This is a genomic window from Streptomyces sp. NPDC004667, from assembly GCF_040609475.1.
Classification (GTDB): domain Bacteria; phylum Actinomycetota; class Actinomycetes; order Streptomycetales; family Streptomycetaceae; genus Streptomyces.
Map to the genome: position 1 here is coordinate 1 of NZ_JBEXKC010000007.1, position 26,378 is coordinate 26,378.

Below are 26,378 nucleotides of genomic sequence, written 5' to 3' on the forward strand. Positions count from 1 at the left end.
GTGCTCGGGACCGCCGCCCGGGCGGCCGGGCTCGGGGCGCTCGACGCCGCCCACGTGGCGGCGTACGAGAGCGTCAGCGGTCCGGCGACCGCGACGGTCCGGCTGCTCGGCCTGGACCCCTTCGAGGCCAGCGCGGTGCTGGCGCGGCTGGCACCCGAGCTCGACGCCGTGGCCGCGCGGGCCGCCGAGGCCGCCCTGCTCGCCCGTACCGAGGGCACGGACGCGCTGCCCGCCCCCTCCTCGCCCCTGCTGGAGATCGCGGCGCAGGTCCATGCCGACTGGCCGGTCCGCCTCTTCGCCTCCTGAGCGGACCGTGCCCCGGCCGGCCACCCACACCACTTCCAAGGAGACCCCGTGCACCTCGACCACGACGTGACGTACCCCCAGCGCCACACCCACAGCGCGGACCCGCACCGTGCCGACGGCAGCCGCCGCGCCCTGCGCATCGGACTCGGCGGGCCCGTCGGCTCCGGCAAGACCGCGACCGTCGCCGCGCTCTGCCGGGCCCTGCGCGCCGAACTGTCCATGGCCGTCGTCACCAATGACATCTACACCCGTGAGGACGCCGAGTTCCTGCTCCGCGAGGCGGTCCTGCCGCCCGAGCGGATCAGCGCCGTCGAGACCGGGGCCTGCCCGCACACCGCCATCCGCGACGACATCTCCGCGAACCTGGAGGCCGTCGAGGAGCTGGAGGACAGTGTGGGTCCGCTCGACCTGATCCTCGTCGAGTCCGGCGGCGACAACCTCACCGCCACCTTCTCCCGCGGCCTGGTCGACGCCCAGATCTTCGTCATCGACGTGGCCGGCGGTGACGACATCCCGCGCAAGGGCGGCCCCGGCGTCACCACCGCGGACCTGCTGGTCGTCAACAAGACCGACCTCGCCCCGCACGTCGGCTCCGACCTGGAGCGGATGGCCCGCGACGCGGCCGCCCAGCGCGGGGAACTGCCCGTCGCCTTCCAGTCCCTGCGCGGTACCGAGGGAGTGGCCCCGGTGGCCGCCTGGGTGCGCGAGCGGATCGCCGCCTGGGTCGTACGGTGACCGCCGCGGCCCCCGTCACCGCTCCGCCGCCCCCGGCCGGACTGCGGGCCACCGCCCGGATCGGCGCCGTCCGCGACGGGCGCGGCGGCACCGCACTGCCCCTGCTGGCCGGGGAGGGGCCGCTGGCCCTGCGCCGCACCCGGGACGAGGGCGCCGAGGCCGGGGTGATGCTGGTCGGCGCGATGAGCGCCCCCCTGGGCGGCGACCACCTCACGGTGGAGGCCGACGCGGGGCCGGGCGCCCGGCTGGCGCTGCGCTCGGCGGCCGCCACCCTGGCCCTGCCCGGCCGGGGCGGCGAGCCCGCGCGGTACGACGTACGCCTCTCGCTCGCCGAGGACGCGGCGGTGCGCTGGCTCCCGGAGCAGCTCGTCTCCGTGCGCGGCAGCGACCTGCGCGTGCGCACCCGGGCCGAACTGGCGCCCGGCGCAAGGCTGATGTTCCGTGAGGAACAGGTCCTGGGGCGTACCGGGGAAGCCCCCGGCACGCTGCGCGCCCGGCTCACGGTCACCCGGGGCGGCCGGCCCCTGCTGGACCAGGAACTGTCCTGCGGGCCCGGCGCCCCCGGGGGATGGGACGGCCCGGCGGGGATCGCGGGCCACCGGGCGCTCGGCCAGCTGCTGGTGGTGGACCCGCGGTTCGAAGCCGACCCGCCCGGGGCGCGGGTGCTCGGGGAGTTCGCGGCGGCCACCCCGCTGGCGGGTCCCGCGGTGCTCGTGACGGCCCTGGCCCCGGACGCACTGCGGCTGCGCGAGCTGCTGGACGAGGCGGCCCGCGCATACGGGTGGTGACGGGGGGTCATACTCGGGGCGAATGGGACACCGCTCAGCGGTACACCCGTTTCCGGTTATCGGGTTGGCAAAGAACTCGACCTGACTCTGTTGTTGGGTATCGGTCAGGCGAAAGGATCCCCCTGCACGCCGACGACCGAACTCGACCGAATCCGGCCGCCCACGGCGGCACATGAGCAGGGGGAACAACCACGTGATACGCACTGCAGCGCTGGGGAGCGCTGCCACTCTGATCACCGGCGCACTGGCGGCGGGCCTGCTGCTCGCGCCGTCCGCCTCGGCGGCTTCGGCCGGCCGGGACAACGGGGCCGCGGAAGCGGTCGGCGCCCAGATCGCCGCCGCCCGCGCCGCGCGCGCCGGCATCGACTGGAAGGACTGTCCTGCCGACTGGGGCTTCGCGAAGCCGGTCCAGTGCGGCTGGGTCAAGGTCCCGCTCGACTACACCAAGCCCTTCGGCAAGACCATCGACCTCGCGGTCGACCGCGCCGTGAGCACCGGCACCAAGGAGGAGCGCCAGGGCGCGCTCGTCTACAACCCGGGTGGCCCGGGCGGCTCCGGCATGCGCTTCCCGCTCCGGATCGTGAACAAGAGCCCGCTGTGGGTCAACACCTCGAAGGCCTACGACTTCGTGGGCTTCGACCCCCGCGGCGTCGGCCACTCCGCGCCGATCTCCTGCATCGACCCGCAGGAGTTCGTCAAGGCTCCCAAGGCCGACCCGGTCCCGTCCAACGAGGCCGACAAGCGCGCCCAGCGCAAGCTCGCCGCCGAGTACGCGGACGGCTGCAAGGAGCGCAGCGGCGAGATGCTGCCGCACATGACCACTCCCAACACCGCGCGCGACCTGGACGTGATCCGGGCCGCCCTCGGTGAGCAGAAGCTGAACTACCTCGGCGTCTCCTACGGCACCTACCTGGGCGGGGTCTACGCGACCCTCTTCCCGTCCCACGTGCGCCGCATGATCGTCGACAGCGTGGTCAACCCCAAGCAGGACAACATCTGGTACCAGGCCAACCTGGAGCAGGACGTCGCCTTCCAGATGCGCTGGAACGACTGGGAGGACTGGGTCGCCAAGAACGACGCCTCCTTCCACCTCGGCGACACCCGCGCCAAGGTCGAGGCCAAGTGGCTGGAGCTGCGCGGCAAGGCCAAGGCCAACCCGCTCGGCGGCGTGGCCGGTCCGAACGAGCTGCTCGGCTTCTTCCAGAAGGCGCCGTACTACGACTCCTCCTGGGTGCCGGTCGCGCAGGCGTTCAGCGCCTGGGCCGCCGGTGACGAGAAGCCGCTGATCGACGCCGTCGCCCCCGACATGTCCGACACCGCGGGCAACATCGCCTCGGAGAACGGCAACGCCGTCTACACCGCGGTCGAGTGCGCCGACGCCAAGTGGCCGACCAGCTGGGCCAAGTGGGACCGCGACAACACCGCGCTCCACAAGAAGTACCCCTTCCTGACCTGGTCGAACGCCTGGATGAACCTGCCCTGCGCGACCTGGAAGTCGAAGCAGAGCACCCCGATCGAGGTCGGTGCCAAGCGCGGCATCGCGCCGGTCCTGATCGTCCAGTCCGAGCGTGACGCGGCCACCCCGTACGAGGGTGGTGTCGAGCTGCACCGCCGCCTGGCCGGTTCGCGCCTGATCACCGAGCAGAACGCCGGCTCGCACGGTGTGACCAGCCTGGTCAACCCCTGCATCAACACCCGCGTGGACGCCTACCTGCTGACCGGCAAGGTAGACGCGCAGGACGTCAAGTGCGGTCCGCACGCCACCCCGGTGGCGCCGGCCCCGGCCGCCGCCAAGTCGCTCGCCCAGGCCCCGGCCGACGGGCTCGCGGTGCGTGAGGAGCTCCCGGCCGTCCGTTAAGGACCCGGAGAAGTGACGAGGGAGAAGGCTCAGCGCGGACCGCGCCGGGCCTTCTTCCGCTTCTCCTCCTCCTCGGCCTTGACCTCGGCGGCGTACCGGTCCACGTACTCCTGGCCCGAGAGGCCGAGGACCGCGTACATGATCTCGTCCGTGACGGCGCGCAGGACGGCCCGCTCCCGCTCCATGCCCGCGTAGCGGGAGAACTCCATCGGTGCGCCGAAGCGGATCGTGACCCGCCGGATCTTCGGGATCCGCCGGCCGGGCGGCTGGATCTCGAAGGTGCCGACCATCGCGCACGGAACCACCGGGACCCCGGCGCCGAGCGCCATCGCCGCCACCCCGACCTTGCCCTTGTAGAGCCGCCCGTCGTGCGAGCGCGTGCCCTCCGGGTAGATCCCGAGCAGCTCGCCCCGGGCGAGCACCCCGAGGCCCTCGCGCAGCGCCGCCTGACCGGCGTCCTTGCCGGAGCGGTCCACCGGGATCTGGCCGGCGCTTCGGAAGAACGCGGCGGTCAGCCTGCCCTTGAGGCCCGGTCCGGTGAAGTACTCGGCCTTCGCCAGGAAGGTGATCCGGCGCTTGAGGATCGCGGGCATCAGGAAATGGTCGGAGAAGGACAGGTGGTTGCCCGCGACGATCGCCGCCCCCTCCGCGGGGATGTTCTCCAGCCCCTCGATCCGCGGCCGGAACAGCATCCGCAGCAACGGTCCGAGCAGCACGTGCTTGAGCAAGTGGTAGAACACCCGGTGCTTCCCTTCGCCCGACGGTCGCCCCGCGGCCGGCCGGGAGCGAGGCGTACGCGGCCCGCTCAGGCGCTGCCGGCGGCGGCCATCCCCAGGGTCAGCAGGCCCAGCACCACCCAGCCGAACCACAGCCAGCCGTTGCTGCCGAGCGCCACGGAGTACGCGGAGACGGCCACCAGGGCGGCGAAGGTCGTCACCGCCATCGCCTTAACGGATCCGGTCATGCCCCATGGTGGCGCCTGGGACGGCCCGAGCGCTACTGGCCGCGCCCTTGGAGCGAGGCGAGGTACGCGTTGTACGCCTCCAGCTCCTGGTCGCCGTTGCGCTCCTCGGCCCGGTCCGAGCGCTTCGCCGCGCGCTGCTCCGAGTGGTACCACTGGTAGACCAGCGCGATCAGCACCAGCACCGAGGGGATCTCGCTGAACGCCCAGGCGATCCCGCCGCCCCACTGCTGGTCGAGCAGCGGATCGATGCCGAGGGAGGCCGGCGGGTTCTGGTACGTCCCGATCATCGGCTCGCTCGCCATCATCAGGGCGATGCCGAAGAAGGCGTGGAAGGGCATGCCCGCGAAGAGCTCCAGCATCCGCATCACGTATCCGGGGCGGTGCGGACCCGGGTCCACGCCCATGATCGGCCAGAAGAAGATCAGGCCGACCGCGAGGAAGTGGACCATCATCGCGATGTGGCCGGTCTTCGACTCCATGAGGAAGTCGAAGAGCGGGGTGAAGTACAGGCCGTAGAGGCTGGCGATGAACATCGGGATGGTGAAGGCCGGATGCGTGATGATCCGCATGTACCGGCTGTGCAGCAGCATCAGGAGCAGCTCGCGGGGGCCCTTGCTGCCGCGGGCGGCGGGCGGCAGCGCGCGCAGCGCCAGCGTGACCGGCGCGCCCAGCAGCAGCAGGATCGGGCTGACCATGCTGATCACCATGTGCTGGACCATGTGGACGCTGAACATGACCATGCCGTAGTCGTTCAGCTTGGTGCACATCATCAGTGCCACGCTCAGCACGCCCGTCACGAAGGCGACCGTCCGGCCCACCGGCCAGGCGTCCCCGCGCCGGCGCAGGCGCAGCACGCCCCACCCGTACAGGGCCAGCCCCAGCAGGGAGCCGAACAGGAAGAAGGCGTCGAAGGAGAACTCCAGCCCGCGCCCGAGGGTGAACGGCGGCAGGTCCATGTTCATGTCCATGTCCATGGTCATGCCGTGACCGCTGTGATCCATCTGTTCACTCCCTTGACTGTGGCGCTCCACCACAGTAGTGCCGCCCCCGGACGCGATCGCGTCCGGGGGCGGCACTCAGCAGGGGGGAAACATCACAGGACGTTCTGTGCCTCTTCGTACCGGTCCGCCGGAACGGTCTTCAGGGTCGACGTGGCCTCGGCCAGCGGCACCATCACGATGTCGGTGCCGCGCAGCGCCGTCAGCATCCCGAACTCGCCCCGGTGCGCCGCCTCCACCGCGTGCCAGCCGAAGCGGGTGGCGAGGACGCGGTCGTAGGCGGTGGGGGTGCCGCCGCGCTGGACGTGGCCGAGGATGACCGGACGGGCCTCCTTGCCGAGCCGGGCCTCCAGCTCGACGGCGAGCCGGTTGCCGATGCCGGCGAACCGCTCGTGGCCGTACATGTCCGTACCGCCCTCCTCGACGGCCATCGAGGAGCCCGGAGCGGGCTTGGCGCCCTCGGCGACCACGACGATCGCGAACCGCTTGCCCGCCGAGAAGCGCTCGCCGACGATCGCCGTCAGCTCCTCGATGTCGAAGGGGCGCTCCGGTACGACGATCGCGTGCGCGCCCGCCGCCATGCCCGAGTGCAGGGCGATCCAGCCGGTGTGGCGGCCCATGACCTCCACGACCATCACGCGCTGGTGGGACTCGGCGGTGGTCTTCAGCCGGTCCAGGGCCTCGGTGGCGACGCCCACGGCCGTGTCGAAACCGAAGGTGACGTCCGTCGAGGCGATGTCGTTGTCGATGGTCTTCGGCACGCCGACGATCGGCAGCCCGCCCTGCGCGAGCAGGTTGGCGGCCTTCAGGGTGCCCTCGCCGCCGATCGGGATGATCGCGTCCAGGCCGAGGTCGGCGACGTGCCCCCGGGCCCGCTCCACACCGTCGCGCAGGTGCGCGGGCTGGACGCGGGAGGAGCCGAGGATGGTGCCGCCGCGGGCCAGGATGCCGGCCACGGCGTCGAGGTCGAGCTTGCGGTAGTCGCACTCCAGCAGGCCGCGCCAGCCGTCGTGGAAGCCGATGACCTCGTCGCCGTGGTCGACCACGGCGCGGTGCACGACGGAACGGATGACGGCATTGAGGCCGGGGCAGTCGCCGCCGGAAGTGAGCACACCAATGCGCATGGCAGGAGGAACCTTTGCAACGTGGGCCGACGACCGGACCACGTCGTCCGGTTGGAACTGGCTGCCAGCCTACAAGCGGATTCCCGGTGGACTGAACCATCCTCCACATGCTGGTCAGAACAATCGTACGAACGGACGTCGGCCCGGACCCCCTGGGGGGTCCGGGCCGACGGACGGTACGGCGGGCGCGGGGCGGGGCTACGCGGGCTGCGTGGCCGCCGCGATGCGCTCGTTGCGCAGGGCCTCGTACCAGCGGTCGTCCAGGGGCGGCAGCGCGTTCACGTCGAGGGCCAGCTTCAGCAGCAGGTCCGCGATCAGCGGGTTGCGGGCCATCACGGGTCCGTGCATGTACGTGCCGAAGACGGTGTCGCTGTACGCGCCCTCGGTGCCGTCGCCGGTGCCGTTGCCGCGGCCCAGCCGGGTCCGGGCGAAGGGCTTGGCCGTCGGGCCCAGGTGCGTGACGCCCTGGTGGTTCTCGAAGCCCGTCAGCGGCGGCAGGTTCAGGCGCGGGTCGATGTCCGCCAGCACGTCGCCGACGCACCGCTCGCCCTCGCCGCGCACGGTCACGACGTCCAGCAGGCCCAGCCCCTCCTGGCGCTGGCCCATGTCGTTGACGAACTCCTTGCCGAGGATCTGGTACCCGGCGCACACGGAGAAGACGATCGCCCCGTTCGAGACGGCGCGCTCCAGGCCGCCGTCGCGCAGCAGCCGCTCCGCGGCCAGCCGCTGCGGCCGGTCCTCGCCGCCACCGATCAGGTAGATGTCGCCCGAGGTGGGGATGGGCTGGTCGCTGCGCACGTCCACGCGCTGCACGTCCAGGCCGCGCTGGCGCGCCCGGCGCTCCACCACGAGGGCGTTGCCCTGGTCTCCGTACGTGCTGAGCAGGTCCGGGTAGACCCACACCAGACGCAGGCTGTTGTCGCTCATGCTCTTGTCCTCTGCGGTTCTGACGGGGTGCTAGTTGCCGACGCGGCGGCGCACGTCCTGGAAGGCGGTGTAGTTGGCGATCAGCTCGATCTGACCGGGCGGCGCCAGCTGCACGGCCTCGTCGATGGTCTCGCAGACCCGGAAGTCCAGACCGGCCACTTCCAGGCGGACCGCGAGGTCCAGCTTGCGGTCGCCGATCACGAAGATCGGGTGGCCGGCGAGGCGCGGGTAGTCCACGTCCCACAGCCAGGACGTGTCCGTGCCGTCGGCGCCGCGCGCGTTCACCGAAAGGATCACCGGCGTGGGCGGCGGGTCGATCAGCGAAAACGTTTCGAGCCAGCCCGCCGGGTTCTTCGCGAGCAGCAGCCGCAGCTCACGGCCCATGAAGTTCACCACGTCGTACCGTCCGGCCACGGCCTGGACCTGGTACATGCGCTCCAGCGCGACCTGCGGGGGCACGCCGAAGACAGCGGCCACGGCGGCCGAGGTGGCGGCGTTGGCCTTGTTCGCGCGGCCCGGCAGCTGGAGGTGGATCGGCCATGCGCTGCCGTGCGGGTCGAGCACGTGGTCGCCGGAGAGCACCCAGCTCGGGGTGGGGCGGCGGAAGCCGCACTCGCCGCAGAACCAGTCGTCGCCCGGTCGCTGCATGACGCCGCCGCAGGAGGGGCACGACCAGGCGTCGTCCTTCCACTCCTGGCCTGCCGCCACCCACACCACGTTCTGCGAGGACGACGCCGACCACACGATCAGCGGGTCGTCGCAGTTCGCCACGATCACGGCCTTGGAGCCCTGGAGGCCCTCGCGCCACTTCTCGGCGAGCATGCGGGTCTCGGCCGCGCGGTCCAGCTGGTCGCGGGAGAGGTTCAGCAGGGCGATCACCTTGGGGGTGACGTCCCGGGCCACCCCGGCCAGGTACTTCTCGTCGACCTCGATGACGCCGTACTTGGCGTCCGAGCCGCCGGCCAGGGCGGAGGTGATGCCCGCCGGCATGTTGGCGCCCAGCGCGTTCGAGACGACCGGACCGCTGGCCCGCAGGGCCTCCGCGATCAGGCGGGTCGTCGTGGTCTTGCCGTTCGTCGCGGAGACGAGGACGACATCGAGATGCTGCGCCAGCGCGCCGAGAAGATCGGGGTCCAGCCTGAGTGCGACCTTGCCACCGATCACCGATCCGCTTCCGCGTCCCGCGGCCCGCGACACCGCCGCCGCGGCCTTGCCCGCCGTCACGGCCAGCTTGGCCCGCGGCGAAAGCGGCTCCGTGTTGCCTGCCATCGTCCCTTGTCCTCCTTGCGTCGGTCGGCCCCAGCCTATCCAGTACCGGCCGGGGCCTTGACCGCGGCGCCCCAGGGACGCCGCGGATCTCCTCATATATTCGTCCGTCGTACCCTTACGGCCATGCGACAGCGCCCCATCCCCGGTACCACCGGACTCGTCCGCACCATGAGCCTGCTGGGTGATCCGGTGCTCCGTTCCGCCTGCGCGGAGGTCACCGCCTTCGGCCCCGAACTCGACCGTCTCATCGAGGACATGTTCGCCACGATGTACGCCGCCGAGGGCGTCGGCCTCGCCGCGAACCAGGTCGGCGTGGGGCAGCGGGTCTTCGTCTACGACTGCCCCGACGACGATGACGTCCGCCACGTCGGCCACGTCGTCAATCCGCGTCTGGTCCTCGCCGACGGGGACGAGTTCCTAGGCCCGGAGGGCTGTCTGTCCCTGCCGGGCCTGGAGGCGGGCACCGCCCGCTTCGACCGCGCGGTCGTCGAGGGGGTGACCTCGGACGGGTCCCCGGTACGGATCGAGGGCACCGGGTTCTTCGCCCGGTGCCTCCAGCACGAGTGCGACCACCTCGACGGCACCGTGTACGCGGACCGGGTGACCGGGCTGCGCGCCCGCCGGCTGCGCCGGGCCATCCGCAAGGCGCCGTGGGGCCCCGTCGGCGACGACAGGGCCTAGAACCCGGGGCCGTCCACGCGGTTGCCCGCGGTGGCGAGCCGGCCCCAGAGCAGGTCCGTGAGGCCGGTCACCAGCTCGGCCCGGCCGCAGGGGCGTTCGCCGAGCCACCAGTCCCCGGCCGCGTGCATCATGCCGACGATGCCGTGGCCCCAGATCCGGGCCGTGCGTTCGCCGCCCGGTCCGAGGTCGACCCGTTCGCCGATGACCTGGGCCAGTTCCTCGCCGAGGCGGCGCAGCAGCGGGGCCGAGTGCAGGCCCACGTCGAAGCCGCGCTCGGTGCTCTGCGAGTCCTCGGCCGGGTGCATCAGGAACCGGTAGACCTGGGGCCGGGCCTCGATGGCCGCGAGATAGGTGTCGAGGGTGGCCTCCACCCGGTGGCGCCGCTCGGCGGGCGCGTCGAGGGCGGCCCGCAGCGAGTCCAGCAGGGCGTCGGTGTGCCGGACCGCGAGGGCCTGGTAGAGCCCCGCCTTGTCGCCGAAGTGCCGGTAGAGGATGGGCTTCGTGATGCCCGCCTCGGCGGCGATGGCGTTCATCGAGGCCTTGGGGCCGTCCCGCAGCACGACGCGGTCCGCCGCCTCCAGAAGCTCCCGCCGACGGCGTTCGGCCGCTCCCGGCTCACCGGCCTGCGCAGTGGTGTGCATGACGTGTTTCTCTCCCCGCCCTTGCGATGGTGCGTGACGCCCACGCAACGTAACACCCCGCACACCCTCGCGATCGAATCGGCGTCGCTTGACAGTGCTTACCGGCCGGTAACACACTGTGGCCATTGTTCAGGTTACCCGCAGTAACTCGCGGACGTGGGTCTGCCGGTGGCGGTGTGAGACAGCTGGAGGGGACATGGCGGAGTTCACCATGGAGCTCAACGAGGACCAGAAGCAGGTCCGCGACTGGATCCACGGTTTCGCCGCGGACGTGATCAGGCCCGCGGCCGCGGAATGGGACGAGCGCGAAGAGACTCCCTGGCCCGTCATCCAGGAGGCCGCCAAGGTCGGCATCTACTCCCTGGACTTCTACGCCCAGCAGTTCTTCGACCCCACCGGCCTCGGCGTCCCGATGGCCATGGAGGAGCTCTTCTGGGGCGACGCGGGCATCGCCCTGTCGATCGTGGGCACCGGACTCGCGGCCATCGGCGTCGTCGCCAACGGCACCGAGGAGCAGATCGGCACCTGGATCCCGCAGATGTACGGCACCCCGGACGACGTGAAGGTCGCCGCCTTCTGCTCCTCCGAGCCGGACGCCGGATCCGACGTCGGCGCGATGCGCACCCGGGCCGTGTACGACCAGGCCAAGGACGAGTGGGTGCTCAACGGTACCAAGACCTGGGCGACCAACGGCGGCATAGCCAACGTCCACATCGTCGTCGCCGTGGTCGACCCGGAGCTCGGCACCAAGGGGCACGCCTCCTTCATCGTGCCGCCGGCCACGCCCGGCCTCTCGCAGGGCCAGAAGTTCAAGAAGCACGGCATCCGCGCCTCGCACACCGCGGAAGTGGTCCTGGAGGACGTACGGGTGCCCGGGTCCTGCCTGCTCGGCGGCAAGGAGAAGCTCGACGAGCGCCTGGCGCGGGCCCGCGAGCGGGCGGCGGCCGGCGGCGGCGAGCGGGTGAAGAACGCCGCGATGGCCACCTTCGAGGCCTCCCGGCCCGCGGTCGGGGCGATGGCGGTCGGCACGGCCCGCGCCGCGTACGAGGTCGCCCTCGACTACGCGAAGACCCGCACCCAGTTCGGCCGCCCGATCATCGACAACCAGGGCGTGGCCTTCCAGCTCGCGGACATGCGCACGCAGATCGACGCGGCCCGGCTGCTGGTGTGGCGCGCGTCCTGGATGGCGGTCGCCGGAAGGCCGTTCACCGCGGCGGAGGGCTCGATGTCGAAGCTGTACGCGAGCGAGGTGGCCAAGAAGGTCACCGCGCAGGCGGTGCAGATCCTCGGCGGCAACGGCTTCACCCGGGAGTACCCGGTGGAGCGGATGCACCGCGACGCGGCCATCTACACGATCTTCGAGGGGACGAGCGAGATCCAGCGCCTGGTGATCGCCCGCACGCTCTCCGGCATGCCGATCCGCTAGCCGCGCCGGCCCCGGGTGCCGCCCCGGGGCCGCGGGGCGGCACCCGGGCGCCCGCGGCGCCGTGGCGTACGGGCCCGTGGGGCCGGGTTCGCGGGGGCGCGGCCGGGGCTCAGGGGCGTAGGAGGCGGGTCAGGGCGCGGGTGAAGAGGGCGTGGGCCGCGCGGGCCGTGAGGGGGTCCAGGAGGCGGGGCAGGCCGCGTACGCGGAGCTCCTCCCGCCAGAGGACCTCGGAGCCCCCGCCGGGGCCCGGCCGGACCTCGATCTCGGCCCAGCCCGTCACCGCCCGGCCGCGCTTTTCGAGCCGGACGAGCCGGGGCGGCTCCCAGCGCACGACCTCCATCGGGTCGTCGAAGGTGATTCCGGCCACTCCGGTGCGGGCCGTGAAGCGGGTTCCGGCACGCGTCGGCGGCGCGGTCCAGATGATCGTCCGGGTCAGCGGGACCTGCGCGCCGTGGCGTTCCCAGTCCGTCACCCGCCTCCAGGCGTCGGCCGGGGCGAGCGGGCTGCGGCGAATGATCCGGATGACGGGCATGAGCGCATGGTAAGCGGGCATACACACCCTGAACTGGACCTCGAATATGGGTTCCGTCCGGGGGCGGCGATCGGCAATACTCACCGCCACCGTGGATCGCGGATTCGACCGGGTGACCACCGGCCCTCCCGCCCCACACTGCGAGGAGGTGCGCCATGTGCTCCCACCAGCCCCCCTGCCCGCCCGCCGACAGCGCCGACCACGAGGCCGCGCGCGTCGTGGCCTCCCATCCCGAACAGGGCTGGAGCCTGCTCTGCAACGGCGTGGTGGTGTTCGACGACACCGGTGAACTGCTCCCCGAAGGCCGGACGGTGGAACCCCGTCGGCCGGCCCTGGTCTGAGCGAGGAGGCAGCATGCGCCAGCAGCTGATCCGCAAGCCCGTCCCCAAGCCCGCCCCACGAGACCTGGACCTGCGCACACCGTCGGGCAGACCCCTCCCGTACTGACGGGAGCCCCGGCATTACGGCGTCCACCGGAAGGCGATCAGCCGGTGGACGCCTCAGTACCGCCCAGGAACGCGGTCTCGTACGCCGCGTCGCCGATCGCGGCCCGCGCCTGCCGTTCGCCCTGGTCCCGCAGGGCGGTCAGCGAGGGCGAGCCCATCTGCGGGCGGCCGACCGTGCGCCACCAGGCGTGCCCGGTGCCGAGCAGCCGCGCGGCCAGCTCCCCGTCGCCCAGGGCCGCCACCGCGGCCGCGAGCACGTCCAGGCCCAGCGCGATGCCGAAGCGGTCGCCGAGCAGCCGCTTCCCGGAGAGCATCGCGCGCACGTGCCGGGCCGCCTCCCCGTACTGGCCGAGCCCCAGCGCCGCGACGGCCAGGACGTAGTCCGCGTACGCCCTCAGCCAGCGCTCGCCCAGCTCCGCACAGGACTCCCGCAGCCCCCGGGCCTCCTCGGCGGCCTCCTCGTAGCGCCCCAGGTCGCACAGGGCGTACCCGGTGGCCAGCCGGCACAGCAGCCAGCCCGCGCCGCTGGTGCGGCCGCCGTGGCCCGCCCGCGCCCGGGGCCCTGCCAGCGCGATCGCCGTCGTCGGGTCGCCCGGCATCAGGACCGACACGGCCCGCAGGTAGGCGGCGCGCAGCTCCGGCTCCGGGTCGCCGAGCGGGGCGGCCGCGCGGGCACACCGCAGGCCGGTCTCCCGGGCCGGGTCCAGGTCGCCCTGGAGCAGCATCGTCAGGCCGAGGGCCCACAGCCCCTGGGCCCGGGCGGCGCCCCCGGGCGGTGCCTCGTCCAGGGCCCGTTCCAGGAAGCGCCGGCCCTCGTGGACGTGCCCGCAGGCGAACCAGAAGAACCACAGGGCTCCGGCCATCTCCAGGGCCGCGGCCGGGTCGGCGGCGAGGAGGTGCTCCAGGGCGGTGCGCAGCTGCGCGTGCTCGGCGGTCATCCTGCGGTACCAGTCCACCTGGCCGGACCCCATCCAGCCCTCGTCGGCGGCCTGCGACAGCGCGGCGTACCAGTGGGCGTGCCGGTCGGCGACGGACCGTACCTCGCCCAGCTCCACCAGCCAGTCGTGGCCGAACTCGCGGATCGTGTCCAGCATCAGGTAGCGGGCGCCCGCCCCCCGTTCCCGGGAGCGGCGTACGACGGACTTGGCGACCAGCCCCTCCAGGACCCGTTCCACCCGCCCCGGGGCCAGCGGCCCGCCGGAGCACACGGCCCGGGCGGCCGCCACGTCGAAGTCCCCGGTGAACACCGACAGCCGGGACCACAGCAGCCGCTCCACGGGCTCGCACAGCTCGTGGCTCCACCCGATCGCGGTGCGCATGGTCTGGTGCCGGGGCAGGCGCGCGGCCCGGGTGTCGGCGAGCACCTCGAAGCGGGCGCCCAGACGCTGCGCCATCTGCTCCAGCGTCCACAACCGCAGCCGGGCGCCCGCCAGTTCCAGGGCGAGCGGGATGCCGTCCAGGCGGCGGCAGACCTCGGCGGCGGTGCGGGTGCGGTCCGGGTCGGCGAAGACGGCGGCGGCGGCCTCGGGGGCGGCGGCCAGGGCGCGGGCCCGGAAGAGGGCCAGGGCGTCGCTGTCGGGGCCCTCGGAGGGCAGCGGGCGGACCTCGACGACCCGCTCGCCGGGGGAGCCCAGCCGCTCCCGGGAGGTGGTCAGCACGGTCAGGCCCGGGGCGGACTGCAGGAGTTCGCCCGCCAGGTGCCGCACCTCGGAGACGAGGTGTTCGCAGGTGTCGAGGACGAGGAGGATCTCCTTGTCCGCCATCCACGCGCACAGTTCCTCGTCGAGGGGCTGCGCGGAGTGGTCGGCGAGACCGACGGCGTGGGCCACCGTGGTGGTGAGCAGTCTGGGGTCGCGCAGCGGCGAGAGCTGTACCCACCAGACCCCGTCGCGCCGGTCCGCGGCCCGGCCGACGGCCCGGCGGGCGAGGCGGGACTTGCCCACGCCGCCGACCCCGGTCAGGGTGATCAGTCTTCGTTCGCCCAACAGACGGTCGAGCAGGGTGAGTTCACCCTCGCGACCGACGAAGCTCGCCACGTCCGGCGGCAGATTTCCCGGCACGGCGCAAGAGTCTGGCGCAGGGCCGACACCCGCGGAGTCTGCCTGATTGTCGTTGACCGAGTACTCACCGAACACGGATGTATTGTGCGCGATCTTCTTTCACGGCACGGCCGTTCGCTTCGGATCGCCGTGCGCCGTGCGGGTGACGGCGGGCCGGCCGACGTCGGCCGCCTCAGCCGGCGAGGGTGATCCGGCGCTCTTCGCAGAAGGCTCCCCAGTTGCCGTCGGGCAGGCGGGCGCGGAGTTTCAGGGTCCAGGAGGTCCCGGCCGGTTCGGCCGTGTCGATCCGGTAGGAGGCGCGGCCGGCCGGTACGGCTCCCGCCCCGAACTGGATGACGGTGACGGGCCGGTCGTTGACGTAGAGCTGGTACTCGCTCGTGGGGCGCCCCGTGTCCGGCGGGTTCCAGCTCAGGTCGACCGCGCCGGGGGAGGCGGTCGCGGTGAGGTCGCCGGGCGCGGTGTCCGGGGCCCGGTCGGGGTCGGCCGGGGTGGTCACGGCGACGGCGGGGCCGTCGGGCGAGGAGTTGTCGGCGCCGTCGCGGGCGCGGACGGTGAAGGAGTAGGCGGTGCCCGGCTGCAGGCCGGTCAGCGAGGTGCCCCGCTCGGCGGGGCCGGCCGTGTGGATGCGGACGCCGCCCTGGTAGACGTCGTAGCCGGTCACGCCCGTGTCGTCCGTGGCCGGGGTCCAGTCGAGCCGGACCGTCCGGGGGCCCTCGGCGCGGCCGGTGGTGGTGGGCGGGGCGGTGGGGGGCACGCGGTCCTCGGGCCGGGCCGCCGGGGTGGTGGCCCGTACGGGCGCGCTGGGGGCGGAGCGGTTCCCGGCGGCGTCCCGGGCGCGGACGGTGAAGTCGTAGGCCGTCCGCGGGGCGAGCCCGGTCACGTCCACCATCGTCCGGTCGGCCGGCAGTTCCTTGACCAGCTGCCCGGCCTGGAAGACCTGGTAGCCGGTGACCCCGTCGGCGGGCGCGGCCGACTCCCACATCACATGGACCGAAGTGGCGCTGCCCGCCTGGGCGGTGAGCCCGGCGGGTGAGTGCGGGGGGCGGGTGTCGCCGGAGCCGCACCCGGCCAGCGCGCCGGCCGCCAGGCACAGCGCGAGGGTCAGGGGGAGGGGGTGCGGGGGAGCGGTGCGTCGCACGGGGGGCCTTCCTGCGCTTCCTTGCCACGGTGACCTCGTAAAGGTCTAGACATATATGGCATGCGCGGCCCCGACCGGGCAAGACCCGTGCCGTGGCCGAACGGCCCCCCCCCGGGGCGAGAGCGCGGCCAGATGATCGACTGTTGCGCCTTCGTGAATCATCCGGCTCTTCCATGGACTCCTCGGGCAGTGCGATCTAGCGTCTGGCCGCGGCGCGATGTCAGACGCAATGTCAACAACACTGTGGAAAAAGGAGGATGACCGGATGTTCCGAAGAGCGCTGAACTGCGCCGTGGTCCCCGCCATCGCCGCCCTGACGGTGATCGGCGGGATCTCCCCGGCCCATGCCGAGGAGATCCCCCAGGCCCCCGGCCACCGCCTGGTCAGCCACTACGAGGGGAGCCCCGCCGCCGCGGCGCCGCTGCCCGGCGAAGCACCGCCGCAGCATCCCTTCCTCGCGCCCAACGGCCGCAGCGGCATGCACTCCGACGCGGCCGGCAGCGCCACCTCTCCCTGGTCCGGCCCGCTCGGCAAGAACCCGCAGGTCACCAGCGAGAAGATCGCCGCCCTCGGCGGTGAGTGCGCCACCGCCACCTTCGACGCGGGCGGCCGCCTCGTCACCGTCTGCGGCACCTTCTCCGGCTTCAAGGTCAAGCTCCTGGAGCCCCGTACGCTCGCCACGCTCGCGGAGTACCAGCTCCCGCAGCGTTCTTCCACGGTCGAGGCGGTCACCTCCCTCGACTTCGCGAAGATCTTCAAGGACACCTCCGGCGGCGCCTACTTCTACCTGGACAACCAGGACCGGGCCGTGCTGGCCGACTCCCGCCAGCACGTCCTGCGCCTCGCCCACAGCCAGAACCCCGACGGCAGCTGGAAGTTCACCGTCGAGAACGACTGGGACCTCACCGGCCAGGTGCCCCACGACTGCGTCAGCTGGACCAACCTGTGGCCCAGCGGCACCTGTGACCCGGTCACCTCCGTCATGCCCGACTGGAACGGCCGCATCTGGTGGGTCACCCGCCAGGGTCGCGTCGGCACGGTCGACCCGGGCACGGGCGCGATCCGCTCGATCCGCCTGGAGGACGAGGAGATCCAGAACTCCTTCTCGGTCGCCGAGGACGGGGTCTCCATCGTCACCGACCACGCGCTCTACAGCTTCCGCGCCACCGCCGACGGCACCCCCGAGGCACAGTGGCGCCAGACGTACGACCGGGGGACCGGCACCAAGCCCGGCTCCGTGAACCAGGGTTCGGGCACCACCCCGGACCTCTTCGGCAACGGCTACGTCGCCATCACCGACAACGCCGACGACCGGATGAACGTCCTCGTCTACCGGCGGGGCGCGGACGTCCCCGCCGACCGGCGGCTGGTCTGCAAGGTGCCCGTCTTCGGCTCCGGCGCCTCGACCACCGACAACTCCCTGATCACCTGGGGCAACAGCATCGTCGTCGAGAACAACTACGGCTACGAGAACCCCACCTCGCTGCTCCTCGGCAAGTCGGTCACCGGCGGCGTCAGCCGCATCGACGTCCGCGCCGACGGCAGCGGCTGCGACACGGTGTGGCAGAGCGCGATCCGCTCGCCCTCCGTCGTCCCCAAGCTCTCCACCGGCAACGGGCTGCTCTACTTCTACGAGAAGGAGCCCAACTTCTGGGGCATCGACGCCTGGTACCTCACCGCGGTGGACTTCCGCACCGGTGAGCGCCGCTGGCGGCAGCTGACCGGAACCGGGCCGCTGTACGACAACAACTGGGCGCCGATCACCCTCGGCCCCGACGGCACCGCCTACGTCGGCGTGTTCAACGGCATCGTCGCCGTCCGCGACGGCGGCTGACCCGGAGCCGCCCGGACCGGCCCCCGCCCGAACGGCGGGGGCTCAGTCCCCGGGCCGCCACAGCGGATGCGCGGCGTCGGCCCACCACCGCCCGACGAAACCGGTGCGCATCCCGCGCCGGGCCTCCGGATCGCCCAGGGCCTTTCCGATGTGCCCGGCCAGTACGACCCCCAGCGCCAGGGCCAGCCAGTCGTGCACGAAGGTGGCGCCGGTCCGCCACAGCAGCGGTGCGAGGCGGGTGAACCACATCAGCAGCCCGGTGCCCAGCATCACCAGCACCGCCCCGGCGAGCCAGGCCGCCCAGAGCTTCTGCCCGGCGTTGAACTTCCCGGCCGGACGCGGTCCCCGGCGGCGCAGCGCGGAGCGCAGCCAGACCCGGTCGTGCGGGCCGAAGCGGTTCAGCACCCGCAGGTCGCTGCGGAAGGCGCGCGAGGCGAGCCCCAGCAGGACGGGCACGGGCAGCGCCAGACCGGCCCACTCGTGGACCGTGACCACCAGGTGCCGGCGCCCCACCAGCTCGGCGAGCGGCGGCAGGTACAGGCAGCCGGCGGTGACCAGGCAGAGCCCCATGAGGGCGGCCGTGACCCGGTGCACCCAGCGCTCGGCCGGGGTGAACCGCCGCACTCGCCCGTGCGGGCCGGACGGCCCGGCCTCAGACGGTCGGGGCATCGTCGCGTCCGTTCGACCGGCCGACCCAGGCGTCCACGTCATAACCGAGCTCCTCCCAGTAGCCGGGTTCGGCCTCGCGGGTCACGGTGATGCCCGAGAGCCACTTCGCCGACTTGTAGAAGTACATGGGCGCCACGTACAGCCGGGCCGGCCCGCCGTGGCTGTGCTCCAGCGGACGGTCCTGCATGCTCAGGGCCACCATGACGTCGTCGCGCCGCGCCTGCGGGAGGGTGAGGCTCTCGGTGTACGTCCCGTCGAAGCAGGTGAACCGGATGGCCCGGCCCTCGGGCCGCACCCCCGCCGCGTCGAGCAGGCGCATCACCGGGACCCCCTCGAAGGAGGTGCCGGGGACCCGCCAGCCGGTCACGCACTGCACGTCGCGGACCACCCGGGTCTGCGGCAGCCGGCGCAGCGCCGCCAGGTCGTAGGTCATCGGCCGCTCCACCAGGCCGTCGACGCGCAGCCGGTAGTCGGCCGCCCCGCGCTCCGGCACGGACGCGGCCACCGAGTAGTACCGGAACCCGCCCCCGTTCGGCAGCAGCCCGGTCAGCCCGGTCGGATCCCGGTCGGCCGCCGCCCCCAGCCCGGCCTCCACACCCCGGCGCAGGGCGGGCGCGGCGACCAGCGCGGCGGCGCCGGCCGCGACGGTGCCGAGGAGCAGCCGCCGCCCGACGGGGGCACCGTGCCCGTCGGGGTCCTGCGTACGCGTATCCGTGCTCACCCGACGATTCGACCACCGGCACGGGTCCGGACGCCAGGCGCGGCGGCCGTCCGTCAGACTTCCGTCACATCCCGGCGGGCCCCGGCGCTAGACGGCCGATTCGAGCCGGCGTTCCCGCTCGCGTTCCGGGAGGGGTTCGGGGGTGGCGCCGATCCGGGAGAGGCTCGCCTCCAGGTCGTCCAGGGCGAGGCGGGCCGCGGCGATCCGGTCGCGGACCTCGTCGGCCGGATCCGTGCCGTTCGCCGCGCGCTCCCGGGCCCGGGCTTCGGCCTCCTCCATCTCCCGCGCCTCGTCGAGCGAGTTGAGCACCACACCGATCAGGACGTTGACCAGCACGAAGGAGGCGAGCAGCGCGTAGGAGGCGTAGTAGACGATGCTGAACCGGGAGATCTCCAGACCGGCCCGGACGGCATCGGTCAGGCCGTCCAGGGTGGTCAGCAGGAACAGGGTGAGCATGGCCCGCCCGATCGACCCGTAGTGGCCCGGGTCGGACTGCGCGAAGCAGACCCAGCCGACCATCGCGTACACGTAGAGCACCAGCGCCCCGACGAACAGGAAGCTGGCCGTGCCCGGCAGACTGCGCCCGACGGCCAGCAGCAGGATCCGCAGGTGGGGCAGGAACCGGGCGGTGCGCAGCACGCGGGCCAGCCGCAGCAGCCGCAGTACGGTGGTGTTCTCGCGCAGGAACGGCAGGAAGGCCGAGGCGACGATCAGCAGGTCGAAGATGTTCCAGGGGTCCCGGAAGAATGCTTTCGGCCGGTCCGCGTACGCGCCCAGGCGCAGCAGCATCTCCAGGGTGAACAGGGTCAGGCAGCCGGTCTCCGCCAGTTGCAGGACCTGGCGGTGCGCGTCGGCCAGCCCGCTGTAGGTCTCGGCGCCCATCAGTCCCGCGTTGAGCAGGATCACGGCGAAGACGGCCATCCCGAAGGACGGGTCCTCGGCGATCCTCCGGCAGTGGGCCGCCAGTCTCCTGCGGCCGGGTCCGGCCGGCGTCGGCTGGTTCATCTCGCTCCTCGTACTCGTTCGTCGCACTCGAATGGGCAGGGGCCCGACCGGCGCGGGGCGTGCGCCCGCGCCGCTCCGCCCTTCTAACGCCCCACGGCCGAACGGGTTTCAACGAAGCGGGCCCCGCCCGGGGGCGTACGTCCGGGGGCCGATGCCCCGGCGGGAAGCCGCCGTTACTGTCGCGACATGGACAGAACAACGCAGAGCGCGCCCCCGACGACGGGCCGCGCACCCGGCTCGGCCCTCCTGGACTGGGGCGGGGCGCTCCTCTACGCGTTCACCGCGCTGCTGCTCATCGGCGGGACCCCCTACGCCGGCGGACTGCTCAGGGCGAGCGTCCTGACCCTGGCGCTCAGCCTGCTCGCGGGCCTGCTGCGGCGCCGGCCCCTCGCGGCCCTGGCCCTCACCCTGACCGCCGCCACTTTCGTGGCCTACGGCGCCCAGCGGGGCGACCTGATGCCCGACCGCCACCTGGTCTACGTTCCCGTGGCCATCGTCTTCGGGATCGTCGTGGCCACCCGCTCCCGCCGGGCCGCGGCCGTCGCCGGAGCCGTCGTGGCCCTCCTGGAACTGGCCGCGGTCCAAGGCCTGTCCCACGGCCCGTACGAGATGACCGGCAACCTGCTCGTCACCGTCCTGACGCTGGGCGCCTGCGCCCTGGCCGGCCTGCTGCTGCGCCAGCGCCGCGAACACCGCGCCGAACTGCGCGAGTCGGCGGTGGTGGAGGCCCTGACCGCCGAACGGTTGCGCATAGCGCGGGAGTTGCACGACATGGTCGCCCACAGCATCGGCGTGATCGCCATCCAGGCGGGAGTCGGAAGCCGGGTCATCGAGACCCAGCCGGCCGAGGCCCGCAAGGCCCTGGACGCCATCGAGGCCACCAGCCGGGAGACCCTGGCGGGCCTGCGCCGGACCCTGGTCGCCCTGCGCCGGGCCCAGTCCGACGGGGGCGGCGGCCACGTCCCGACGGGGCCCGCGCCCGGCCTGGCCGACCTCGACGCCCTCGCGGCCTCGCTGGCCGACTCCGGGGTGCGGGTCGACGTACGCACCACGGGCGAGCGGCGCGACCTCCCGCCGGACATCGACCTGTCGGTGTACCGCATCGTGCAGGAGGCGCTGACGAACGTGGTCCGGCACGCGGGCGACGGTGCCCGGGCCCGGGTGGGCCTCGACTTCTCGGCGGAGGAACTGCGCGTGGAGGTCCTCGACGACGGCCGCGGGACGTCCGCGCGCGCCGGGAAGACCGGCTTCGGCATCACCGGCATGTACGAACGGGTCAGCCTGCTCCACGGCCGCTTCAGCGCCGGCCCCCGCCCCGAGGGCGGCTTCCGCGTCGCGGCCGAGCTGCCGCTGCCCGCCCTGGCGACGGAGGCGGCCCGATGACCGCTCCCGTACGCGTGCTGCTCGTCGACGACCAGCCGCTGGTGCGCTCCGGGCTGCGCGTGCTCATCGCCGACACCGCCGATCTGGAGGTGGTGGCCGAGGCCGGTACCGGCGCGGACGCCGTCGCCCTCGCGGCCGAACACGTCCCCGACGTGGTGGTGATGGACATCAGGATGCCCGGCATGGACGGCATCGAGGCCACCCGGCGGATCACCGCGCGGCCGGGCGCGCCCAGGATCCTCGTCCTGACCACCTTCGACGAGGACGAACACGTCTACGGGGCGCTGCGCGCCGGTGCGAGCGGGTTCGCGGTCAAGGACATGGCCCTGGACGACATCCTCGCCGCCATCCGGGTCGTGGCCGCCGGGGACTCCCTGATCGCCCCCGGGGTCACGCGCAGGCTGATCGCGGACTTCGTCCGGACCCCGCAGCCGGGGGCCGGCGCGGGGGAGCGGCCTCCGCGTAGGCCGGAGCACCCGCTCACGGGGGTCACCGACCGGGAGCGGGAGGTGCTCGTCCTGGTCGGGCGGGGCCTGTCGAACACCGAGATAGCCGAGGAACTGTTCATCTCCGTGGCCACGGCCAAGGCCCACGTGGCACGGCTGTTCAGCAAACTGGCCGCCCGGGACCGGGTCCAGCTGGTGATCACGGCCTACGAGGCGGGGCTGGTCGCACCGCCCGGCTGAGCCGCCGCGCCCGGCGGGGCCACGGGCGGGCCGTGCTCGCGGGTGGGCCGTGCTCAGGGCGGGCCGTGCTCGGGGCGGGCCCTGCTCAGCGCGCCGAGCCGTCCCGGCGGCCGGCCTCCCGGGCCGCCCGCTCGACCCGGGCCCGGTGGGCCTCCCACCAGGCCGCGTCGCGCTCCGGCAGGCTCTCGCTCCCGGTCCGCAGACCGGTGGTGCCGTCGATGAGCTCCCGCAGGACGTCCGCGTGCCCGGCGTGCCGGTCGGTCTCGGCGATCATGTGGACGAGGCTGTGGTGGAGCGTCACCTCGCCGCGGGCACCCCAGGGCACCCGGCCCACGGCGTCGAGGCCGAGCGCCCCGATCGTCTCGTCCGCGTGCGCGCAGGCCGCGCGGTAGAGGCCGGTGATCTGCTCGCGGGTCTCGTCGGCCGTGGCCCACAGGTCGGCGTTGGGTTCGGCGTCGCCGGTGATCCACAGGCCCGTCGCCTCGAAGGGCCGCCCGAAGGTGGCGCCGAAGTACAGGGCCTCGGCGCCGGCCGCGTGCTTGACCAGGCCCAGCAGGTTGGTGCCGGTCGGGGTCACGGGCCGACGGACGTCGTACTCGGACAGTCCGTCGAGCTTCCACAGCAGGACCTCGCGGGCGTCCTGGAGGTAGGTCTGCAGGTCCTTCTTGGCATCCGATGTGATCATCGGGCCAGTCTTGCGGCGGGGGGCCCGGCGGGCACCGGAATATCGGCGGGTGCCGCCGACGTCCCGCGCCCCGGGGGCTCCCGGGGCCGCGGGGCCTACTGGGAGTCGCCCGCCTGCTTCTGCGCCTTCTGGGCGTTCTTCTCCTTGATGCGCACGGCTTCCTTGCGCACGTCGGCCTGGGTGGCGCGCTCCTTCTGCAGCCACTCGGGGTTGTCCTGCTTGATGGCCTCGATCTGCTCCGTGGTCAGGGCCTCGGTGACCCCGCCGCGCGCGAGACCGGCGATGGACACGCCGAGCTTCGACGCGACGACGGGACGCGGGTGCGGGCCGTTGCGGCGCAGCTCCACCAGCCACGCGGGCGGCTCGGACTGGAGTGCGTTCAGCTCGGAGCGCGAAACCACACCCTCCTGGAACTCTGCGGGGGTGGCTTCGAGGTACACACCCAGCTTCTTCGCCGCGGTCGCGGGCTTCATCGTCTGGGTGCTCTGGTGCGAGGTCATGATGTCAAGGGTATCGAGCGTGTGCGCCACCTCCGACCACGACCGGTAACCTGGCGGAGTGACAGGCTCGGATGTACCCCCTTCGTTCCGGCTCGCCTACGTCCCGGGAGTGACGCCCACGAAGTGGGTGCGGATCTGGAACGAGCGGCTGCCCGACGTCCCGCTGACCCTCGTGGGCGTGTCCGCCGCCGAGGCGTTCGACACGCTGCGCGGCAGCGGCGCCGACGCCGGATTCGTGCGGCTGCCCGTGGACCGGGCCGACCTCAGCGCGATCCCCCTCTACACCGAGACGACCGTGGTGGTGATCCCGAAGGACCACCTGGTGGCCGCCGTGGAGGAGGTGTCGACCGCGGACCTGGCCGACGAGATCGTGCTGCACCCCCTCGACGACGTCCTCGGCTGGGAGACCCTCCCGGGCCGTCCCGCCTTCGAACGCCCCGCCACGACGGCCGACGCGATCGAGCTGGTCGCCGCGGGCATCGGCGTCCTCGTCGTTCCGCAGTCCCTCGCCCGCCTGCACCACCGCAAGGACCTCACCTACCGGACGGTCACCGACGCCCCCGAGTCGCGCATCGCGCTGTCCTGGCCCGAGGAGCGGACCACCGATCTGGTGGAAGAGTTCATCGGCATCGTCCGGGGACGGACGGTGAACAGCACCCGCGGGCGTCCGCCGACGCCGCCCCAGCCCAAGCAGCGCAAGGCCGGTGCGGCCAAGTCGGGCGCGGGCAAGTCGGGCGCGGGCCGGACCGGCGGGAAGCCGGGCGGCGCGGCGGGCAAGCCGACGGGGAAGACGTCCGGCAAGAACCCCCGCGGCGGCTCCGCCGCACCCAAGGCCGCCAAGCGCGGCAAGCCGCGCCGCCGTCCCTGACGCCGGGCCGTCCGGCCGTCTCCTCAGCGCCGCGCCGTCTCCTCAGTGCCGCGCCGTCTCCTCCGGGGGTGCGGCGTCGCTGACGTGCACCAGCCGGTAGGCGTGCCCGCGCCGGGGCCGGCGGTCGTTCCCGCGCAGGCCCCTCGCCTGCTGGACGGCCGCGTCGAGGAGCGCAGACACCTGCGGGTTGGCCCGGCGCAGCCGCAGCAGCTGGTCGGAACGCAGGCCGACGATCGCCGCGGCGGTCCCCGCGTGCACCCCCTTGGCCACGGACTGGAGCAGCAGGCGCAGGCCGAAACCGCCGACCTTGCCGGGCGCCCCGACCCGGTGCGCCTCGGCCAGGGCGGAAGCCGCGGCGAGGGCCGCGTCGAAGGCCGGGTCATGGGCGCGCCAGCCGGCCAGCATCGGCTCCGGGATCCCCGCCGCGGCGGCGCATCCGGCGGGCCCCAGGCCCAGGGCCGCCGCGTGGACGGCGCGGGCCCTGCGGACGCTGTTCTCGGCGCCCAGGTCCGGGTGCGGGTCGAGCGCCGTGGTGAGCGTGCGGTCGATGTCCTCGGCCGTGCCCAGGCCCGCCAGCACGGCCGCCGCCCATTGCCTGCGGTCGCCCGACGCGTGCTGTTCTTGTTCGTCCACCGGGTGCGTGCCTCCCGCCGTGTCCGTCCGGCCTGGTCCCCCGTTCCCATTGTGCGACCGGGAGAGGTCCCGGGGGACCCCGGTCTCAGCAGGTGGCCGGTGCGGGGTGGGCCAGGGCATGGGCGGTGAGGGAGCGGGAGTAGCGGCGCAGCAGCAGGACGGCCGTGGTGGCGAGGCCGGTGAGCAGGCCGAGCCAGATGCCGAGGGTGTCCAGATCCAGTGCGTACGCGAGGATCCAGGAGGCCGGCAGTCCGACGGCCCAGTAGCCGACGAGGGTGATGCGGAAGCCGCTCCGGGTGTCGTCGAGGCCCCGCAGCAGCCCCACGCCGATGTTCTGCGCACAGTCGAAGAACTGCAGGAAGGCGGTGACGACGAGGAGCTGGGCGGCGATGGCCGACGCCTGACCGGCGTCGGAACCGGAGTCCAGGAAGGGCGCCAGGACCAGCCGGGGAACCGTCAGGTAGAGCAGTCCGACGACGGCCATGACGGCGGCGGCGCAGGCCAGCGCCGTGTTCTTGATGCGCCGGGCGTCGTCGTGGTGGCCGAGGGCGAGCTCGCGGCTGACGTTGAGGGAGGCCGCGTGGGAGAGGCCGACGGCGACCTGGAAGACGATGTAGACGAGCTGGTTGACGGCGGTGTGCGCGGCCAGGGCCTCGGGTCCGAAGGAGCCGGCCATGAGCGCGGTGAGCGAGAAGAACCCGGCCTCGGAGCCGTAGGTGGCGGCGATGGGGACGCCCAGGGCGACCAGCTGCCTGACGGTGGCCAGGTTCGCCCTGGTGAGGTCGAGGGTCAGGAGGGGTGCCAGCCGTTGGTCCCGCTTCGCCGAGGCGAAGAGGGCGAGGAAGGACAGCAGGTACACGGTCGAGGTGGCGATGCCGATACCGGTGAGTCCGAGCCGCGGCAGACCGAACGTGCCGTGGATCAGCACCCAGTTGAGGCCCGCGTTGACCGCGACCGAGGCGATGGTGATCCGCAGCAGGGCCTGCGGGCGGCGCATGCCGACGGTGAACTGGCGTACGGCCTGGAACCACAGGCAGGGCAGCAGCCCGGGCGCGAGGGCGAGGAGCATCGTCCGGGCGGGGCCGACGACGTCCGCGTCCTGGCCGAGCAGGCCGAGGGCCTGTCCGATGAGGATCATGAGGACGGCGCCGATGACGCCGGCGAGCGTGGCGACGGCCAGGCTCGCCCGGACGATGTCCCGCACCTCGTCGTCCGCGGCCTTTCCCCGCGCGGTGTCGTCGCCCCCCTCGGCCGCCCGTTCGGCCCGCGCGTCCGCGGCGGCTATCCGGTTGCCGACGGAGGTGACGAGGCCGACGCCCATGGTGCGGAGCTGGTTGAAGATGACGATGGCCAGACCGCCGGCCGCGAGCTCCCGGGTGCCCAGGAGCCCCATCATCACGGTGTCGGTCGTGGTCAGCGCCACCTGGGCGAGCTGGGTGAGGATCAGGGGGACGGCGAGGACCCCGAGGGCGCGGCTGTCGCGGAGGAGCGTGGTGAGCAT

The 26,378-nt window shown here is 73.2% G+C and carries 28 protein-coding genes; 11 read left to right on the forward strand and 17 right to left on the reverse strand.

What is annotated here, in order from left to right:
- The 4 genes from ABZW32_RS05765 to ABZW32_RS05780 all read left to right on the forward strand — a co-directional run.
- The coding region (locus tag ABZW32_RS05765) for an urease accessory UreF family protein (RefSeq protein WP_356211626.1) at positions 1–306 on the forward strand (306 nt) is incomplete at its 5' end.
- Positions 307–354: 48 nt separating this feature from the next.
- Complete coding sequence (ureG, locus tag ABZW32_RS05770; RefSeq protein WP_356211628.1) at positions 355–1,041, forward strand: urease accessory protein UreG; 687 nt, start codon at positions 355–357, stop codon at positions 1,039–1,041.
- Positions 1,038–1,829: an urease accessory protein UreD gene (locus tag ABZW32_RS05775; protein WP_356211631.1), complete on the forward strand. Its 792-nt coding sequence runs from the start codon at positions 1,038–1,040 to the stop codon at positions 1,827–1,829. The genes ureG and ABZW32_RS05775 overlap by 4 nt, the downstream gene beginning before the upstream one ends.
- Before the next feature lie 193 nt (positions 1,830–2,022).
- Positions 2,023–3,687, forward strand: coding sequence for an alpha/beta hydrolase (locus tag ABZW32_RS05780; protein WP_356211633.1), 1,665 nt, complete (start codon positions 2,023–2,025; stop codon positions 3,685–3,687).
- 29 nt (positions 3,688–3,716) lie between these two features.
- Here the strand turns inward: ABZW32_RS05780 and ABZW32_RS05785 are convergent, their stop codons facing one another.
- From ABZW32_RS05785 to ABZW32_RS05810, 6 genes are all read right to left on the reverse strand, one after another.
- Positions 3,717–4,427 (reverse strand): lysophospholipid acyltransferase family protein, encoded by a 711-nt coding sequence (locus ABZW32_RS05785; protein ID WP_356211636.1) that lies wholly within the window; start codon positions 4,425–4,427, stop codon positions 3,717–3,719.
- A 65-nt stretch (positions 4,428–4,492) separates the two neighbouring features.
- Positions 4,493–4,651 carry a hypothetical protein gene (locus tag ABZW32_RS05790; RefSeq protein WP_167456808.1) on the reverse strand — a complete coding sequence of 53 codons (159 nt, stop codon included), beginning with the start codon at positions 4,649–4,651 and terminating at the stop codon, positions 4,493–4,495.
- Between the two features lie 32 nt (positions 4,652–4,683).
- On the reverse strand, positions 4,684–5,652 hold the full coding sequence (locus ABZW32_RS05795; protein WP_356211637.1) for a cytochrome c oxidase assembly protein: 969 nt from the start codon (positions 5,650–5,652) through the stop codon (positions 4,684–4,686).
- Positions 5,653–5,744: 92 nt separating this feature from the next.
- Complete coding sequence (locus ABZW32_RS05800) at positions 5,745–6,773, reverse strand: 6-phosphofructokinase (RefSeq protein WP_356211640.1); 1,029 nt, start codon at positions 6,771–6,773, stop codon at positions 5,745–5,747.
- A gap of 198 nt (positions 6,774–6,971) precedes the next feature.
- Positions 6,972–7,700, reverse strand: coding sequence for a glutamine amidotransferase (locus tag ABZW32_RS05805; RefSeq protein ID WP_100661023.1), 729 nt, complete (start codon positions 7,698–7,700; stop codon positions 6,972–6,974).
- Positions 7,701–7,730: 30 nt separating this feature from the next.
- A complete protein-coding gene (locus ABZW32_RS05810) occupies positions 7,731–8,969 on the reverse strand; it encodes a MurT ligase domain-containing protein (protein ID WP_266837476.1) in 1,239 nt (412 codons plus the stop codon).
- A 123-nt stretch (positions 8,970–9,092) separates the two neighbouring features.
- On the opposite strand from ABZW32_RS05810, the gene def reads away from it, so the two are divergent.
- The gene (gene def / locus ABZW32_RS05815) at positions 9,093–9,650 is read left to right on the forward strand and encodes a peptide deformylase (RefSeq protein WP_356211643.1); all 558 of its coding nucleotides are present in this window, start codon (positions 9,093–9,095) and stop codon (positions 9,648–9,650) included.
- Here def and ABZW32_RS05820 read toward each other — a convergent pair.
- Complete coding sequence (locus ABZW32_RS05820) at positions 9,647–10,291, reverse strand: TetR family transcriptional regulator (RefSeq protein WP_356211646.1); 645 nt, start codon at positions 10,289–10,291, stop codon at positions 9,647–9,649. The two genes, def and ABZW32_RS05820, sit on opposite strands and share 4 nt — an antisense overlap.
- Positions 10,292–10,487: 196 nt before the next feature.
- Here ABZW32_RS05820 and ABZW32_RS05825 point away from each other — a divergent pair, with 196 nt between their 5' ends.
- Positions 10,488–11,717, forward strand: coding sequence for an acyl-CoA dehydrogenase family protein (locus tag ABZW32_RS05825; RefSeq protein ID WP_356211649.1), 1,230 nt, complete (start codon positions 10,488–10,490; stop codon positions 11,715–11,717).
- Positions 11,718–11,826: 109 nt separating this feature from the next.
- Here ABZW32_RS05825 and ABZW32_RS05830 read toward each other — a convergent pair whose 3' ends face one another.
- The gene (locus tag ABZW32_RS05830) at positions 11,827–12,249 is read right to left on the reverse strand and encodes an SRPBCC family protein (protein WP_356211651.1); all 423 of its coding nucleotides are present in this window, start codon (positions 12,247–12,249) and stop codon (positions 11,827–11,829) included.
- A 155-nt stretch (positions 12,250–12,404) separates the two neighbouring features.
- Here ABZW32_RS05830 and ABZW32_RS05835 point away from each other — a divergent pair, with 155 nt between their 5' ends.
- Complete coding sequence (locus tag ABZW32_RS05835; protein WP_100661028.1) at positions 12,405–12,590, forward strand: DUF5999 family protein; 186 nt, start codon at positions 12,405–12,407, stop codon at positions 12,588–12,590.
- A 143-nt stretch (positions 12,591–12,733) separates the two neighbouring features.
- Here the strand turns inward: ABZW32_RS05835 and ABZW32_RS05840 are convergent, their stop codons facing one another.
- Positions 12,734–14,755, reverse strand: coding sequence for an NB-ARC domain-containing protein (locus ABZW32_RS05840; protein ID WP_356211654.1), 2,022 nt, complete (start codon positions 14,753–14,755; stop codon positions 12,734–12,736).
- Positions 14,756–14,927: 172 nt separating this feature from the next.
- Positions 14,928–15,893 carry a fibronectin type III domain-containing protein gene (locus tag ABZW32_RS05845; RefSeq protein ID WP_356211656.1) on the reverse strand — a complete coding sequence of 322 codons (966 nt, stop codon included), beginning with the start codon at positions 15,891–15,893 and terminating at the stop codon, positions 14,928–14,930.
- Between the two features lie 265 nt (positions 15,894–16,158).
- Between ABZW32_RS05845 and ABZW32_RS05850 the strand changes: the two genes are divergently transcribed.
- A complete protein-coding gene (locus ABZW32_RS05850; RefSeq protein WP_356211658.1) occupies positions 16,159–17,727 on the forward strand; it encodes a hypothetical protein in 1,569 nt (522 codons plus the stop codon).
- A 42-nt stretch (positions 17,728–17,769) separates the two neighbouring features.
- On the opposite strand, the gene ABZW32_RS05855 is transcribed toward ABZW32_RS05850, so the two are convergent.
- The 3 genes from ABZW32_RS05855 to ABZW32_RS05865 form a co-directional block, all read right to left on the reverse strand.
- On the reverse strand, positions 17,770–18,396 hold the full coding sequence (locus ABZW32_RS05855; protein ID WP_356211660.1) for a cytochrome b/b6 domain-containing protein: 627 nt from the start codon (positions 18,394–18,396) through the stop codon (positions 17,770–17,772).
- Positions 18,380–19,117, reverse strand: a complete 738-nt coding sequence (locus ABZW32_RS05860; protein ID WP_356211663.1) for a molybdopterin-dependent oxidoreductase — start codon at positions 19,115–19,117, stop codon at positions 18,380–18,382. The genes ABZW32_RS05855 and ABZW32_RS05860 overlap by 17 nt, the downstream gene beginning before the upstream one ends.
- An 87-nt stretch (positions 19,118–19,204) precedes the next feature.
- Positions 19,205–20,122 (reverse strand): ion transporter, encoded by a 918-nt coding sequence (locus ABZW32_RS05865; RefSeq protein ID WP_356211665.1) that lies wholly within the window; start codon positions 20,120–20,122, stop codon positions 19,205–19,207.
- Between the two features lie 186 nt (positions 20,123–20,308).
- Here ABZW32_RS05865 and ABZW32_RS05870 point away from each other — a divergent pair, with 186 nt between their 5' ends.
- Both ABZW32_RS05870 and ABZW32_RS05875 read left to right on the forward strand, forming a co-directional pair.
- Complete coding sequence (locus ABZW32_RS05870) at positions 20,309–21,505, forward strand: sensor histidine kinase (protein WP_356211667.1); 1,197 nt, start codon at positions 20,309–20,311, stop codon at positions 21,503–21,505.
- Positions 21,502–22,191: a response regulator transcription factor gene (locus ABZW32_RS05875; RefSeq protein ID WP_356211670.1), complete on the forward strand. Its 690-nt coding sequence runs from the start codon at positions 21,502–21,504 to the stop codon at positions 22,189–22,191. The genes ABZW32_RS05870 and ABZW32_RS05875 overlap by 4 nt, the downstream gene beginning before the upstream one ends.
- Positions 22,192–22,276: 85 nt before the next feature.
- Here ABZW32_RS05875 and ABZW32_RS05880 read toward each other — a convergent pair whose 3' ends face one another.
- Positions 22,277–22,876: a DinB family protein gene (locus ABZW32_RS05880; protein WP_356211673.1), complete on the reverse strand. Its 600-nt coding sequence runs from the start codon at positions 22,874–22,876 to the stop codon at positions 22,277–22,279.
- A 95-nt stretch (positions 22,877–22,971) separates the two neighbouring features.
- Positions 22,972–23,376: a DUF5997 family protein gene (locus ABZW32_RS05885; RefSeq protein ID WP_356211676.1), complete on the reverse strand. Its 405-nt coding sequence runs from the start codon at positions 23,374–23,376 to the stop codon at positions 22,972–22,974.
- 58 nt (positions 23,377–23,434) lie between these two features.
- Between ABZW32_RS05885 and ABZW32_RS05890 the strand changes: the two genes are divergently transcribed.
- A complete protein-coding gene (locus ABZW32_RS05890; RefSeq protein ID WP_356211678.1) occupies positions 23,435–24,244 on the forward strand; it encodes a LysR family substrate-binding domain-containing protein in 810 nt (269 codons plus the stop codon).
- Between the two features lie 42 nt (positions 24,245–24,286).
- Here ABZW32_RS05890 and ABZW32_RS05895 read toward each other — a convergent pair whose 3' ends face one another.
- Both ABZW32_RS05895 and ABZW32_RS05900 read right to left on the reverse strand, forming a co-directional pair.
- Positions 24,287–24,877, reverse strand: a complete 591-nt coding sequence (locus ABZW32_RS05895; protein WP_356211681.1) for a hypothetical protein — start codon at positions 24,875–24,877, stop codon at positions 24,287–24,289.
- An 85-nt stretch (positions 24,878–24,962) separates the two neighbouring features.
- Positions 24,963–26,378 (reverse strand): MATE family efflux transporter, encoded by a 1,416-nt coding sequence (locus ABZW32_RS05900; RefSeq protein WP_356211683.1) that lies wholly within the window; start codon positions 26,376–26,378, stop codon positions 24,963–24,965.